The 14,430-nt window shown below is 68.8% G+C and carries 13 protein-coding genes and 2 pseudogenes; 8 read left to right on the forward strand and 7 right to left on the reverse strand.

Annotation, left to right across the window (positions count from 1 at the left end):
- Positions 1–610 precede the first annotated feature (610 nt).
- On the reverse strand, positions 611–1,597 hold the full coding sequence (locus tag MDN94_RS32310; RefSeq protein WP_482729394.1) for a GNAT family N-acetyltransferase: 987 nt from the start codon (positions 1,595–1,597) through the stop codon (positions 611–613).
- A gap of 52 nt (positions 1,598–1,649) precedes the next feature.
- Between MDN94_RS32310 and MDN94_RS32315 the strand changes: the two genes are divergently transcribed.
- From MDN94_RS32315 to MDN94_RS32325, 3 genes and pseudogenes are all read left to right on the forward strand, one after another.
- Entirely contained in the window at positions 1,650–2,294 is a 645-nt protein-coding gene (locus MDN94_RS32315; RefSeq protein ID WP_482729395.1) for a TetR/AcrR family transcriptional regulator, read from the forward strand.
- Positions 2,295–2,429: 135 nt separating this feature from the next.
- On the forward strand, positions 2,430–2,978 hold the full coding sequence (locus MDN94_RS32320) for a putative immunity protein (protein ID WP_403604882.1): 549 nt from the start codon (positions 2,430–2,432) through the stop codon (positions 2,976–2,978).
- Positions 2,979–3,060: 82 nt separating this feature from the next.
- A pseudogene (locus tag MDN94_RS32325) lies at positions 3,061–3,270 on the forward strand (helicase associated domain-containing protein); the annotation flags it as partial.
- Between the two features lie 272 nt (positions 3,271–3,542).
- On the opposite strand, the pseudogene MDN94_RS32330 reads toward MDN94_RS32325, so the two are convergent.
- The 6 genes and pseudogenes from MDN94_RS32330 to MDN94_RS32355 form a co-directional block, all read right to left on the reverse strand.
- A pseudogene (locus tag MDN94_RS32330) lies at positions 3,543–4,044 on the reverse strand (transposase); the annotation flags it as partial.
- 73 nt (positions 4,045–4,117) lie between these two features.
- A complete protein-coding gene (locus MDN94_RS32335; protein WP_482729396.1) occupies positions 4,118–5,716 on the reverse strand; it encodes a solute symporter family protein in 1,599 nt (532 codons plus the stop codon).
- Entirely contained in the window at positions 5,713–6,087 is a 375-nt protein-coding gene (locus tag MDN94_RS32340; protein WP_482729397.1) for a DUF485 domain-containing protein, read from the reverse strand. Before MDN94_RS32340 ends, MDN94_RS32335 begins: the two co-directional genes overlap by 4 nt.
- 357 nt (positions 6,088–6,444) lie before the next feature.
- Complete coding sequence (locus MDN94_RS32345; protein ID WP_482729398.1) at positions 6,445–7,095, reverse strand: TetR/AcrR family transcriptional regulator; 651 nt, start codon at positions 7,093–7,095, stop codon at positions 6,445–6,447.
- Positions 7,096–7,231: 136 nt separating this feature from the next.
- Complete coding sequence (locus MDN94_RS32350; protein WP_482729399.1) at positions 7,232–7,927, reverse strand: TetR/AcrR family transcriptional regulator; 696 nt, start codon at positions 7,925–7,927, stop codon at positions 7,232–7,234.
- Complete coding sequence (locus MDN94_RS32355; RefSeq protein WP_482729400.1) at positions 7,924–9,222, reverse strand: PucR family transcriptional regulator; 1,299 nt, start codon at positions 9,220–9,222, stop codon at positions 7,924–7,926. The genes MDN94_RS32350 and MDN94_RS32355 overlap by 4 nt, the downstream gene beginning before the upstream one ends.
- A 189-nt stretch (positions 9,223–9,411) precedes the next feature.
- On the opposite strand from MDN94_RS32355, the gene MDN94_RS32360 reads away from it, so the two are divergent.
- The 5 genes from MDN94_RS32360 to MDN94_RS32380 are packed head-to-tail and all read left to right on the forward strand — an operon-like array spanning position 9,412 to position 14,237.
- Positions 9,412–10,170: an ABC transporter ATP-binding protein gene (locus tag MDN94_RS32360; protein WP_482729401.1), complete on the forward strand. Its 759-nt coding sequence runs from the start codon at positions 9,412–9,414 to the stop codon at positions 10,168–10,170.
- A 35-nt stretch (positions 10,171–10,205) separates the two neighbouring features.
- Positions 10,206–10,970: an ABC transporter ATP-binding protein gene (locus MDN94_RS32365; RefSeq protein WP_482729834.1), complete on the forward strand. Its 765-nt coding sequence runs from the start codon at positions 10,206–10,208 to the stop codon at positions 10,968–10,970.
- 5 nt (positions 10,971–10,975) lie between these two features.
- Entirely contained in the window at positions 10,976–11,857 is an 882-nt protein-coding gene (locus tag MDN94_RS32370) for a branched-chain amino acid ABC transporter permease (protein WP_482729402.1), read from the forward strand.
- Complete coding sequence (locus MDN94_RS32375; protein WP_482729403.1) at positions 11,854–12,951, forward strand: branched-chain amino acid ABC transporter permease; 1,098 nt, start codon at positions 11,854–11,856, stop codon at positions 12,949–12,951. The genes MDN94_RS32370 and MDN94_RS32375 overlap by 4 nt, the downstream gene beginning before the upstream one ends.
- A gap of 5 nt (positions 12,952–12,956) precedes the next feature.
- Positions 12,957–14,237, forward strand: a complete 1,281-nt coding sequence (locus tag MDN94_RS32380) for an ABC transporter substrate-binding protein (RefSeq protein ID WP_482729404.1) — start codon at positions 12,957–12,959, stop codon at positions 14,235–14,237.
- The last annotated feature ends 193 nt before the right edge of the window (positions 14,238–14,430 follow it).

A 14,430-nucleotide genomic window follows, 5' to 3' on the forward strand; every position in this document is an offset into this window, starting at 1 on the left:
GGAAACATAGCAACACCGTCCGAGGCGGGGATCCGCGTCGGCGGGCATAGATGACCGGTTCCCAGACGAGCTCGTGGCCGTGCCGTCTGTCGTCAGGCTGCGGCGATGCGGGTGAGGGCGGCTTGGAGCCGGCGGATCGCGGCTTCGCTGCCGTGTACTGCTGGAGGGCCAACGGGACGGCGCCGAGGGCGGGGCCGTCTTCGGCGGGCATGGCGCGCCGGTGCAGGATTGGCGTGAGGACGGTGACAGCTGCCCCGAGGAACCAGGCCAGGCATCCGTGGACGTAGGCGATGGCAACAGCAGCGAATGCTTCCCCGCAAGTGTTCCAATCGGTCAACTCCTGGGAGGGTCTGCCGGGACTGCGGGGGGCCACCGACAGCGTGCAGATCGGCGGCGGCCTTTGCCGCGACGGTACGGTCAGCGGGTGTCACGGCCCACGCCTGATCCCTAATCAGCCGTCCGGCCTCCTCCACCAGTCCTTCGATATCCGACCACCATGTGTCCGCAGCCGTCACGCACGCAGTCGGTGAGCGCGCTCACCGACTGGCGGGCTGCCGGTGCGCTCACCGGCGCCGCTGGCCGGGGAGCGCACTCGCACTTGACCGTGTAGTCATGCCGTAGTGGTTGCCGCCACGTCGTCCCAGGCCAGCGAAGCGATACGCCATCCTGCCGGAGTTCGAAGGAACTGGGTGCTCTTGTGGCCGGAGCCCTGGAACGCCTCACCATGGTGGATGCCGGACTTGCGGTATCGGCTGAACCGGTGCGCTATCGATCCGAGAATCTCGGTACTTTCGGATACCTCCCATTCGGAGAACTCCGTCAGCGTCCCGTCCGTGAGCATCTTCTGCCGGGGCTCGATGAAGGCGTCGAGGTCGTAGATCACGGGCTTGTCGCCGACGTTCGAGATGATCCTGCCCTGCGGGATGAAGACGTCGCGGATGACGTCGAGATCAGGGCGGTTGCCGCCGGTGTTGGTAAACGCGCCGGCGAACACTGCCATCAGCCGATCGAGCTCGGCCTTGACACCGGCCTCGGGCGCTTCGGACGCCTCACCGGGGCAGGGCCATTCCTCGGAAAGGACCGACCAGACTTCGCTGTCGTGCCGCACACCGCGGTGGGCAGAGCGCCGCCGCAGCACTCCTTCACGGGTCATACCCAACCGCTGTGCGACATCGATGCTGCGGGTGTTGCCCGCCGCGACCCACCATTCGACCCGGCTCATCCCGCGTGTACGGAAGGCCCAGTCGATCAACGCCCGGCAGGCCCGGGTGACCAGACCCCGCCCCTCCGCCGCCCGTTCCAGCCAGCAGCCGAGCTCGCAGACCCCGGAGGCACTGTCGAAGCGGGTGAACATCACCCCGCCGACCAGTGTGCTGTCGAGCCAGATCCCGTAGATCCGGCCGGTGTCCAGGGCCGCACGGTCGGCATAGCGCTGGAGGGTGGCCGTAGCCGAGTCACCGTCGGTACTCAACGACGCCCAGGGTATCCACGGATCCACGGTGTCCCGCGCGCGGTCCATATGAGCGAGGAACTCCTCGGCCTGCCAGGGCTCGAGCGAGCGGAGTTGGGCACGGTCGCCGAGCGGCATGGTGAACATGGAAGCCTCACTCTCGGGTGCGTAACAAGCGTTCGGTACGTAAGCTAGCAGCATGCCACCCGCACCCGGAGACCGAGAAGCCCGCCGCCAGGACGTTTCCGAGGCGGTCTGGCGCGTCATGGCCGACAAGGGATTCGGTGGCCTGACCCTGCGTGCGGTCGCCGCCACCATGGACGTCTCGACCGGAATGCTCATGCACTACTTCCCGACGAAACGAGCCCTGATCCAACATGCCTTGGACCTGCTGGAGCACCGCACCGCACAGAGGCCCCGCCGCGCACGTCCCGGACCCGGCCTCGCCACCGTACGCGCCGCCCTCCTGGACATTCTGCCGCTGACCTCGGACGACACTGCCCGAAACCGCATCTGGGTCAGTTCCTGGGACCTCTCCCTCGCCAACGATGAACTGGCCAGGCAACAGGCCGACCGATACACCCGCCTCCGCTCGGCCATCAGCCCCCACTTCGAGGTCGCGCGCGACCTCGGCCAGCTGCCCGCAGACGCCGATCCGGAACAACTGTCGGCAGGCGCCGTCGCCTTCACACACGGCCTCGTCGTGCAGACCCTCTTCGACCCCGGCCGATTCCCTGAAGACGTACAAATCGCCATGCTCGACGACTTCCTCACTGCGATCGCACGGCCACGGGTCGACAGCGACGGCAGCCGAGCCGCCCCGGATGCCTTTGAACGGCCCTGACGTGGGACGGTCAGTTGATCGGATGTGTCTGTCCGGTTGTGATCACCGAGCCTTTGCCAACTTGAATTCGCTGGTGAAATGCCGCCGGAGCCGCCCCTACCTTGCGGTCCAGCGCAGTCGATGAAGATGGAACCCATGACAGAGGACCGAAGCGAGATCGTTCTGACCAAGCAGGACCTTCGTGAGATCGCCGCGTTCGCTGCGGCCTGTGCTGAGGCGGCGCTTGAGGTGTTCGAGGCCGATCAGCCGGACGACTCGCGGCCTCGAGACGCTGTCTGTGCCGCGTGGGAGTTCGCTCGGGGCGGCGAACGCGGGAAGTCTCTGCGCGACACAGCATCCGCCGCCCTCAAAGCGGCCAAGGACGCGGACACTGCCGCTGCCCGAGAGGCAGCGTGGGCTGCGATGTCTGCGGCCGGCGCCGCCTACCTGCATCCGTTGGCCAAGGCCACCCAGGTCAAGCACATCCTCGGAGCCGGCGCCTACGCGGCCAGAGCAGCCGAACTCGTCGCCGGCGAGGACCGGAGCGTTGGTGCCGAAAGCATCGAGCAGACGGCGCGTCGTGCGACACCAGTCGTCATCGACGTGCTCAAACGCTTCCCGGCGGCGCCGCGTGGCGGCGGACGGGTTGGCGAGTTGATCCGCATGCTGGACGCCGACCTTCGTTCACTCACCATCGCTGAGTGACTTTCAGCGCACGGCGCCCTGATCCGCCCCGTGATGTGGGTACCCGCCTACGGCTTCACCACCGCGATACACACCTGGGGGGATCAAGGCTGAGGCGGCGTTCCACCGGGGCCTGGCAGCCCTGGCGCAGTGGGTGGAACAGGAGGGGCAGCGGTCCGTCCCGCGCGGCGCGGTCGTTGAGGTCGCGGTCGACGGCGAGGCGGAGCCGGTGCCTGTGAAGCTGGGGGTGTGGCTCTCGAACACCAAGTCGAGGCGGGAGAAGCTCACGGCGGAGCAGCGCGCTGCCCTCGCGGCGCTGGGGATGGAGTGGGCGGCCGCGGTGCCGGTCGGGGAAGCCGGCTTGGCGGCGGTCGCCTCGCAGCCGGCGCCGCCGACGGCCCCGACTGCTCGAACACGGGTTCCGCTGGTGTCACTTCGACGGGTGAGGCATCAGCCCTCCAACGAGGTCGCATGTCTGCCCATGGTCAAGGCCGTTTCGTGTGAGGTCTTTGACCCAGATCATGGAGGCTCGGAGGTGGAGTCCGGCGAGGTAGCTCTCCGGCGTCTTGTCGCACCGGGTCGCTGGGCGGCCTTCAGTCGGAGCTTGCGGCGGCGCCGGACGCGTCGTCGTTCCTCCCGTTCGGGGTCGACTTCGGTTTTCTGTCCGGTTCGTTCTTCGGGGCCGCCCCCTTTGACGCGGCCTTCTCCTCCTCAGCAGCGGCCTTCTCCAAGGCGGTGAGCACGTCCTCGTCGAGGTGCATCCCGGCGCCGTGGTGGGCCCGCGCGGTGGTGGAGTCGATGCTGACCAGCGACAGATCCACCTCGCCCCGCTTCGCGGCCTCCGCGATCAGACCCACAACAGGGCCTCGAATACACCGGTGTCACGCCACTGCCGGAAGCGATTGGAGACGGTCGACCACGCCCCGAACTCTTGCGGCATCTCCCGCCACTGGCCGCCCGTCTTGAACCGCCAGACCACACCCTCGAACTGCTGCCGCAGCCGTTCGGGATAAGGCCCGTACTCGCCGATCGGCAGGTAAGGGCCGATGAACGCCCACTCCGCATCGGTCAGTTGCGCTCGCGACACACAAGATGATCTACCTGGTCAAGGCCCGTCACGAGAGCGAATCCCGCGAATTGATCACGACCCGATACGCGGCCTAGGCGGAGGTCTCGTCCACGCTCGCGAGCGTGCGCAACTCGAGCGCGGAGTACGTGGCCTGGTCCGGCCTGTCCCTCCCCAGCACCGAACCGAGCCATCCCAGGAAGAATCCCAGGGGGGCGGAGACGATGGTCGGGTACTGCAACGGGAACAAATTGAAGTCCATGTCCGGGAACAGCGCGGTCGGGCCTCCCGAAACCGCCGGGGACAGCACGGCCAGGACCACCGAGGAAACCAGTCCGCCGTAGATGCTCCACAGCGCGCCGGTGGTGGTGAAGCCCCGCCAGTAGAGGCCGTAAAGCAGCGCGGGAAGAATCGCCGAAGCCGCGACGCAGAACGCGAGCCCGGCGGCGAAGGAGACGTTGAGGCGCTCGGCGAGCAGGGACAGGCCCACCGCGGCGCAACCGATCAGCACGACTGCCCAGCGGGCGACCATCAGTTCCTTCTCCTCGGTCGCGCGTCCCCGCTTGAGCACCGCGCCGTAGAGGTCGTGCGCCACGGATGTCGCTGCCGCGAGGGCTATGCCCGCAACAACGGCCAGGATCGTGGCGAACGCCACGCAGGCCATGACGGTGAGCATCCACGAGCCGCCGAGGGAGTGGGCGAGCAGCAGGGTGGCCGTGTTCCCCGAGGGGCTCCCGGCGACGATGGTCTCCGGGCCGAGAACCGCCGCGGCACCGAATCCCAAAATCCCCGCGGTCGCGCAGAACACGCACGTCAGAACCGCGGTCCACTGCACTGAACGCCGCGCAGCGCGCGCGGAGCGCACCACGGACATGCGCATCAGTATGTGTGGGAGCCCGGCGGCGCCGATCAGGGCTCCGAGTTGGAGGCTGACTCTGTCCAGCGCCTCGGTGCCGGTCCCCTGGGCGCGGGCGCCGGGGGCGAGGAAGTCCTCGCCGACGCCGCTGCGGCGGGCCGCGGTTCCCAGCAGGTCACTGGGGTTCCAATTGAACTTCGCCAGCACGAGCGCTGCCAGGAAGATGCTCGCGACGAGCAGGACGGCCGCCTTGAGCAACTGTACGAGCGTAGCGCCGTGCATACCGCTGATGGCCACGTAGATGATCATCAGGACACCGAGGAAGACCATCAGGTAGTTCTGGGCCGCCTCGCCGGAGATGCCCAGCAGAGGGGCCGCGAGCGCTCCGGCCCCCACGAGTTGGGCGGTGAGGTAGAACAGCGAGATCACCAACGTGGCGAGTCCCATGGCCAGATGGACGGGCCGCGGCCGCAGCCGGCGCGCCAGCGCGTCGCCCACCGTATAGCTGCCGGTGTTGTGGAACGGCTCGGCGATTACCAGCAGAATGACGGCCCAGACCACGACGGGCCCCACCAGGTACGGGATGCCGTCGAAGCCGGCCAGTGCGATCAGTCCGGGAGTGCCAAGAAGCGTCGCTGCGGAGATGAAGTCGCCGAACAGGGCGATCCCGTTGCGCGAGGAGGGCAGTTCGCGGCCGCTGACGAAGAAGCGGCGGGGGGTGTCGCTGTCCGCCGCACCCCACAAGGCGATGAGAATGACGCAGACGACGAATACGGCGAAGACGATCAGGGTTGTTCCGTTGTGAGCGATCTGGGCGGAAAGCTGCGAGGCGCTCACCGAAGTCTCCCTCTTGGTTCGAGCCCGGCCCGCACGCTCTCGGCCAGCGGATCCAGGGTGGTGCGGGCGTAACGCGCGTACCAACGGCACACGAGGAGCGTGATGGCGCCCTGCAGCAGCGCCAGAGCGAGCCCGAGGTTCAGGTGGCCGACCAGCCTCACGGCCATCAACCCGCCAGCCACATTGGCCAGAAGGGCGTTGAGCAGATAGAAGCCGACCACGGCGGCGGCAACGGGAAGGACCCTGGAGCGGCGCTCCGCACGCAACCGTTCGACCTCTGTCGGGGGATCCGGCTCGGCGTAAGGCGGGTGCGCGTAGGGGCTGCCGACGTACGATCGCGGTCGTTCGAACGGCTCAAAGGGACTGGTCAAGACGACATCAACTCCTCTTGGCTGCAGGCCGCGTAGAGGGCGAGGCGTCACCGCGGGGCGGTCGACCGGGTCGGTCTCCGCCAGGGCACGCCTCGGTGTCCGAGCCGTGTCGCAGTGACGTGCTCAGCCCTTGGGGGTCCTGATCTCCTCGATCAGCGAGGGAAGTCGACCAGATCCTCCGGTTCACGGGCGGCCGCCGTCGAACCAGGGCAAGCGAAAGATGCGCCGCGCGGCACCGGGAACTATGCCGAACAGCGTTCGGTTGGCGAGCCTAGAGGTGCCCACTGTGCAGGGCAAGACGTCGTCGGCGAGTCACCCTCCGCGCCGACCCGGGGTCCGCTGCGATCCTGCGGGCGATCAGAGCCCGGCGGGCTCCGGAGGCGCAGCGACACGGGCGTGCAGTGCGGTGAGGCCGTCGAGGAACATCTCCAGGGCGAGTTCGAAGCTGTCCCGGTCGATCACGCCTGCGCGGCCGCGCAGGCGGTGGGCCCCCGCCAGGTGTGGATAGCGCTCGACGTAGACCTGGACGTCGTCGTCGAACCCCCCGGCGAACGAACTCATCGCGGATCCGACCACCAGGTACTTGGTGGAGGCACCGATCAATGTGGCATAGCGCGGAGGCCAGCCGGCGCCCACGAGGCCGCCGTGAACGGCGTCGGCGCGCCGCAGGGAGGCCTCACGGCGGGCAGGGCCATAGGCCAGGAACGGGACGATCTGAGGATGCGCGGCCAGCGCGGCGCGGTAGGAACGGGCCCAGGAGGCCACGCCGTGTCGCCAGTCGCCGGTCTCGAAGCCGGAGACGTCCACGTCCTCCATGATGGTGTTGGCGACTTCGTTGAGGACGTCGTCCTTGGTCTTGACGTGCTCGTAGAGCGAGGAGACCTGAACCCCGAGTTCACGTGCGAGCCTGCGCATCGAGAGTTCGGCAAGCCCGTCCTGGTCCACGATCGCCAGCGCCGTGGCACAGATGCGCCCGCGGCTGAGAATCGGCTTGGTCGGTCGGCCCACCGATGCACCCCCACACCTTGAGGCGCCACAGTCAGCAGCACCCCGCTTCTGGCTTCATCCTACCTACCCTGGGTGACCGAACATCGTTCGGAAGCCGTTACACCGCACGAGCGGATGCCCCCTGGTGGCGCGCCGGTCACTGGGGCGGCTCCGACAGGTGCGCCAGGATGCCGCAGACTTCCTCGATGATCTCCTGGGCTTCTGCCATGTCCGCGCAGTCGCTCAGCTCTTCGGCGACACCCCTGATCACCCTGGTCAGCACGACACCCCGGACCCGGCAGGCCCGCCGGGTCTCATCCACCTTGAGCAGCTTGGCGTTGCGCCGTACCCACGAGCGGTCCCACTGCCGCCGCAGTGCGCCGAAACCGACCGGGCCGTCCTCCTGCTGCAGCAACCTGCCCATGCGCCGGCGCACCCAGGCGCCCTCGAGATACGCCCTCGCCCCCGCGAGGAACAGTGCCATCGGGTCGGTCACGCCGTGCTGCCGCGCTGCCGCCACCACCGCCGCGGTCCGCTGCTCCTGCTCTTCCTGGAACTCCTCCCACAGCGCCAGGTACAGGCCCCCCTTGCCTCCGTAGTGGTGGAAAAGGCTGCCGACGGCGATGCCCGAACGCGCCGCGATCTCCGTCACGCTCGCATTGCCGTAGCCGCGCTCGGTGAACACATCGAGCGCCGCGTCCAGCAATGCGCGCCGCACCGAGACTTCCGCGGCGGCCGCGGCCTCTGCGGGAGTCTGCACCGTCGTCCCAGCCGCGGCCTCCACCCCCTCCGCCACGGTCTTCGCCGACGCCTGCGGTGAACCCGCCGTCGGCTCCGGACGAGTTTGGCTCAACTCGCGTCCTCCGTTCCCCAGGGCGCGTCGCGGATGGCGAGAGCGACCAGCAGTTCCAGCAGATCGGCGATCCGGCGCGGGTTACGGCCGGTGCGCTCCTCGATGCGGCGCAACCGGTAGTGCGCCGTGTTGTGGTGCACCTGCAGCCGCTCCGCCGCCAGCCTCAGGTTCAGATCCGCATCGGCGAACGCCCGTACCGTCGCCGCGAGCGAACCCCCGCGCCGGATGTCCTCATCGAGCAGGGCGCTGATCCGCGGGTCGACCAGCTGGCGGGCGATGGCGTCCGCGCGCAGGGCGAGGTACTGGAACGGAGACAGCCGCGGTAGCGCCGCCACCCCTCCCCCGCTGGGTACGAACTCCAGGGCGGCTCTGGCCTCCTGGTACGCCCGCGGCAGTTCGGCCGTCCCCCCGGCCACCGTGCTGATCCCCATCGCCAGGACCGTTCCGTCCCGGGCCAGGTGACGCTGCGCCTCCTCGAAGCGCGCGCAGATCTCGTCCGGCTCCGTGCCCGTGCGCAGCACCGGCACGGCCACGACCTCGCCGTGCCGCACGACCACCAGGACTCTGGCGGCCCGCACGCCGGCGGCGGATATCGCCGCGCTGGTGATGTACCCGCTCTCGGCCGCCGTGTCCGCTCCTCCGTACCGGGCGCCGTCGACGCCGACCGCCACGACCACCATCATCGGCAGGTGCGCACCGATGCCGTAGGCCTGTGCCGCGGCAAGGAGGGGCCCCCGGGTCGGCATGTGGCCGGCGAGGAGTTGCTCGAGCAGGTCCCTGCGCTCGCGGTCCGCGTCGGCCACTACGTGCTGCTGGAACTCCAGGTAGGCCTGTGCTGCCTGGGTGCTGGCGAAGTCCATGTACCGCATCAACGGGGTGACCAGGGTGAGCACGGCGTCCTGCCCTGCTGCCGACGGGCCCGCGCACTCGCGCAGGGCCTCCCAGAAGACCTGCCGGCCGACCCGGAATGCACTGATGTAGTCCTCCAGCGCGAACCCCTCGCGGGCCCTGCGCATCGCCGCCGCGCGACTGAAGGCCACATCCTCGGAGGCGAAGCCCCGCTCGCCCGCCAGCAGCGCCAGCTGGACCCGGTAGTGCGACAGCACCTGGTGACGCACGTCCTCGAAGAAGTGCTCGTCCTGCACCGCGTAGGCGGGGATCTCGGCGCGCATCATCGCAAGCGCGGACTCCGTCACCTGCTCCACGCGCTCCTTCACGGCGCACAGGATCCGCAGCCGCTCGCGGCGCAGCGGCTCGGTCAGGGGAGGCACACTCGGAACGATCGCGGGACGCATGGCGCGATCGTCGTCGCCGAATCGTGACCAGTCAACAGGGTGGGGACCGGTTCTTCACGTCGGATTGTGCGCGGTGCACAGGGCGACGGCCGCGAAGTTGAGTGGCCACACCCAATGCCCGCGCAGACCGAGCCCTCCTACTGTGGCGCTCGCCCACCCCCCAGTGACCTTGTCGAAAGGGCGGAGCACATGCTCACGGTCGACGGCATCACCATGCGTTTCGGCGGAATCACGGCTCTGGACGGCGTCGGATTCGCCGTCGAGCAGGGCACCGCCGTGGGCCTCATCGGGCCCAACGGAGCGGGCAAGACCACGCTCTTCAACTGCCTGACCCGGCGGTGCACGCCCGACGAGGGCACGGTGCGCTACGAAGGCGAGGACCTGCTGTCCCTGCCACCGCACGCCGTGGCCGGGCACGGCATCGCCCGCACCTTCCAGAACCTGGGCCTGTTCCAGCACCTCACGGTCCGGGAGAACGTGATGGTCGGCGCTCACCACCGGGGCCGCACAGGGTATCTCGCCGCCGCGCTGCGGCTGCCGCGGGTGCGGAGCGAGGAGGCGCGGCTGCGCTTGCTTGCGGAGGAACTGCTGCGGCGGCTGGACCTTGCCGACGTCGCGGACCATCCCGCCTCCGGCCTGCCCTTCGGCACGCTCAAACGGGTCGAGTTGGCCAGGGCGCTGGCCGTGGAGCCCCGGCTGCTGCTGCTCGACGAGCCGGTCAACGGCCTCAGCCACGGCGAGGTCGAGGTCTTCGCCGACCTGATCCGGGCGGTGCGCGAGGACTTCGACCTCACCCTGGTCGTGGTCGAGCACCACATGGGCTTCGTGATGGGACTGTGCGATCGCGTGGTGTGCCTGGACTTCGGACGCACGATCGCCGACGGGCCGCCGGAACAGGTACAGCGTGACCCGGCCGTCATCGAGGCCTACCTGGGAGCAGCGGCGTGAGCGGGCAGGTGAAGGACTCTCCCGCCGGCGAGCCCATGACTGAGGCCTTCCTCGATGTGTCGGACCTGCACGCCGGCTATGGGCAGGCCCGTGTCCTGCACGGCATCGGCTTCTCTGTCGGCCGCGGCGAGATCTGCGCGATCCTCGGGCCCAACGGCGCGGGCAAGACCACGACCCTGCGGGCGCTGAGCGGCATGGTCAAGGGACGCGGATCGGTGACGCTGGACGGCGCCCAGCTGCTGGGTCGCCTTCCCGAACAGACAGCCCGACTCGGTGTGGCACACGTACCCGAGGGCCGGGGCACGTTCAACGACCTCACCGTCGAGGAGAACCTGCGCGTCGGCGCGTATCTGCGCCACCGGCGAGGGCGCCGGGCGAGGAGCGAACGGGTGGCGGTGGCAGCGGACCTTGAGCGGGTCTACGGCTACTTCCCCAAACTGCGCGAACGCTCCCGCCAGGCGGCCGGCAGCCTCAGTGGCGGCGAGCAGCAGATGCTCGCGATCGGCAGGGCGCTGATGCTCCGTCCTGCGCTGCTGCTCCTCGACGAGCCCTCGCTGGGCCTGGCGCCCCTCGTCACCCGTGAACTGTTCCGGATCGTCCGTACCGTCAACGAGGAGGAGCGCACGACCGTGGTCGTCGTCGAGCAGAACGCCCAGCTCGCGCTGGACATCGCGCATCAGGCGCACGTATTGGAGTCGGGCCGCCTGGTGCTGTCGGGCCCGGCCGATCAGATCCGTCAGGACGGCCAGGTCGCCGAGGTGTACCTCGGCATCTCCGTCCAGGCCCGGAAAGGCGGGTGAGGGTCGTGAGCGAATTCCTCCAGCAGGTCGTGGAAGGAGTGGGCGCCGGCTCGATCTACGCGAGCCTGGCACTGGCCCTGGTGTTGATCCACCGGTTCACCGGCATCGTCAACTTCGCCCAGGGCGAGCTCGCCATGATCTCCACCTACGTGGCGTGGCAGCTCGTCGCCTCGGGGATGCCCTTCTGGCTGGCCCTGCCGGTCACCCTCGCGATCTCCTTCGCGGGCGGCATGCTCATCGAGCGCCTGCTCATCCGGCCCGTCGAGGGAGCGCCCGAGCTGACCATCGTCATCGTCACCGTTGGCCTGTTCATCTTCGTCAACGCTGCTGCGGGCCTCATCTGGTCGTTCACAGTGAAGGACTTCCCTCAGCCGTTCCCCGAAGGCAGCGTCACCCTGGCCGGGGTCGGCATCGGCTGGTCGACGCTGGGCGTCATCGGCGTCGTGGCGGTGGTGATGGGACTGCTGTACCTGCTGTTCCAGCACACCAGGACCGGCCTGGTGATGCGGGCGGTCGCGGCCAATCCCGCCTCGGCCAGACTCTCCGGCATCCGGATGGGCCGGGTGCTGATGCTCGGCTGGGGGCTGGCCGCGACGGTCGGCGCACTGTCGGGCGTCCTGGTCGCCCCGCTGCTGTTCCTGGAACCCAACATGATGGGCGGCGCCCTCATCTACGCCTTCGCCGCAGCCACGCTCGGCGGCTTCGACAGCCCGGTGGGCGCGGTGGCGGGTGGGCTGGTCGTGGGCGTGGCCGAGACGCTGGCCGGGGCCTACGTCGGATTCGTCGGCGCTGACCTGAAGATCGGCGTACCACTGCTGATCATCCTCGTGGTGCTGCTGGTGCGGCCCCAGGGGCTGTTCGGCCGGGCGGCGGTGGAGCGGGCATGAGCACGGGAGAACTCACGATGCACGCTTCGCGCACCGCGCGCTGGGCACGTCCGCTCGCGGCGCTGGTCATCGCGGCCGCCCTGATCGCGACGCCGTACTACTTCGCCCCGTTCCGGGTCTTCCAGCTGACCATGGTGCTGCTGTACGCCGTCGTGCTGGCCGGCCTCAACCTGCTCGTCGGTTACGGTGGACAGATCTCGCTCGGCCACGGTGCGTTCTTCGCCGTGGGCGCCTACACGGCGGCCGTCATGCTCGACCGCTTCACCACCGGCCATCTGGCCACGCTCGCGGTCGCGGCCGCAGGGTGCTTCCTCCTCGGTCTGGGTTTCGGGGTACCCGCGCTACGGCTCCGCGGCCTCTACCTGGCCCTGGTCACCTTGGCGTTCGCCGTGTTCCTGCCGCCGCTACTGAAGCGGTTCGAGCACGTGACGGGCGGCTCCATGGGCCTGACCGTCCCCAAACCGCAGCCGCCTTCCTGGACCGGCCTGGCCGAGGACCAGTGGCTGTACTTCCTTACCCTCACCGTCGCCGCGGTCACGCTGCTGATCGTCCGCAACCTGCTGCGCTCACGTGTCGGCCGGGCGCTGCTCGCCATCCGGGAGAACGAGAGCGCGGCGGAGGTGATGGGGGTGAGACTTTCCTTCCACAAGACGCTCGCCTTCGCCTGGAGCGCGATGTTCGCAGGTGTCGCCGGGTGCTTGTACACCTGGGTGATCGGTTTCGTGTCTCCTGACTCCTTCAGCCTCAACCTGTCCATCACGCTGCTGGCCGGCCTCGTCGTGGGTGGCCTCGCATCGGTGTACGGGCCACTGCTGGGCGCGGCTTTCGTGATGTACGTGCCGAACCTGGCACAGGACATCAGCCCCGCCGCGCCAGGAGTGGTCTTCGGCCTTCTGATCATCGCCGTCATGTATCTCGCCCCAACGGGACTGGCCGGCCTGGCTGCCCGCGCCCGACAGGGGGTCCGGCGGTGTCTGGAACACCTCCGCCACACCCGCCGCCGACCGGAGCCCGCCTCCCCCGCGGAACCGACCGGTCCCCCACAGCCCGAACCCCAGCCCCTCACCGCTCCGCCCACCACTGGAAAGGGATGATCCGGATGCGCCACACCACCGCCCTGCGGGCAGCCGCCGCAGGAATCGCCGCCCTGGTCACCGCCACCGCCTGCTCAAGTCAACGGGGACAGGACGATTCCGCCGCCTCTGCCGACGGCGCCTGCAAGGGCCAGCAGACCACCGGTATCACCGACAAGAGCATCAAGCTCGGAGGCATCTACCCGATGTCCGGACCGGCCTCCGCCTACGGCACCATCAGCAACGGCGTCAGCACCTACTTCAAGTACGTCAACGCGGAGAAGGGCGGTATCGACGGCCGCAAGGTCGAGTTCGTCGTCCGTGACGACGGCTACCAGCCGCCGAAGGCCGTGGAGGAAGCCCGGAGACTGGTGGAACGGGAGAAGGTCTTCGCCGTTTTCCAGACACTGGGAACGCCCTCCACCTCAGCCGTGTGGGACTACCTCAACCAGCAGAAGGTGCCGCAGCCGTTCGTGGCCACCGGCGCCTCCAAGTGGGGCACGGACACCGAACACGCGTGGACCATGGGCTGGCAGCCCAACTACGTGGCCGAGTCCCGTATGTATGCCGACTACCTCAAGAAGGAGAAGCCGAAGGCCAAGGTGGCCGTGCTCTTCCAGAACGACGACTTCGGCAAGGACCTGCTGGGCGGCTTCAAACAGGCCGTCAAGAGCAGCGACATCACGGTCGTCTCCGAGGAGAGCTACGAGGTCACCGACCCTTCCGTCTCGGCCCAGATGACCAGCCTCGCTCGCTCCCAGGCGGATGTGCTGCTGAACATCACCACTCCCAAGTTCGGCAGCCAGGCTCTGGCCGCGGACGCGAAGAACCCCAGGTGGAACCCACTGCACATCGTCAACAGCGTCTCGGCGTCGACCAGCGTGCTCAAGCCCGTCGGCTTCAAGAACGTGCAGGGCGTCGTCTCCGCCACCTACTTCAAGGATCCTGCCGACCCCCAGTGGGCTGACGACGCGGAGATGAAGACCTACCGGGCGGCGATGAAGAAGTACGCCCCGGACGCCGATCCCTCCATCCAGTTCAACGCCTACGGCTGGGCCGTGGCCTCCAGCCTGCACAAGGCCCTCGACGCCATGGAATGCCCGACGCGAGAAGGGCTGAGGGACTCCGTCCAAAAGCTCAAGGACGTCAAGGTGGACATGCTGCTCCCCGGCGTCGCTCTGAACACCGGCGCCGACGACCGGTTCCCCATCGAGACCATGCAACTCGTGCGCTTCCAAGGGGAACGCTGGGTCCTCTTCGGAGAACCCCTCGACACCCGGCAGAAGTTCGGCCCCGTGACCGGCTGACGTCCAGCTGACCGGGAGGGGCGGTTGCTCACACCGGCCGGCCCCTCCCGGCCCCCAAGGACCTGCCATGCCCCCACACACCCATGCCCACGCAACCGCCGAACCACGCATCCACCCTGGTTCAGGTGGGCACTTCACCTGGAGTCTCAATGCCGGAGCGAGATCCTGCGCGCAACGCCTTCCCTCGACTCGT

This window comes from Streptomyces sp. WAC00040, from assembly GCF_056835925.1.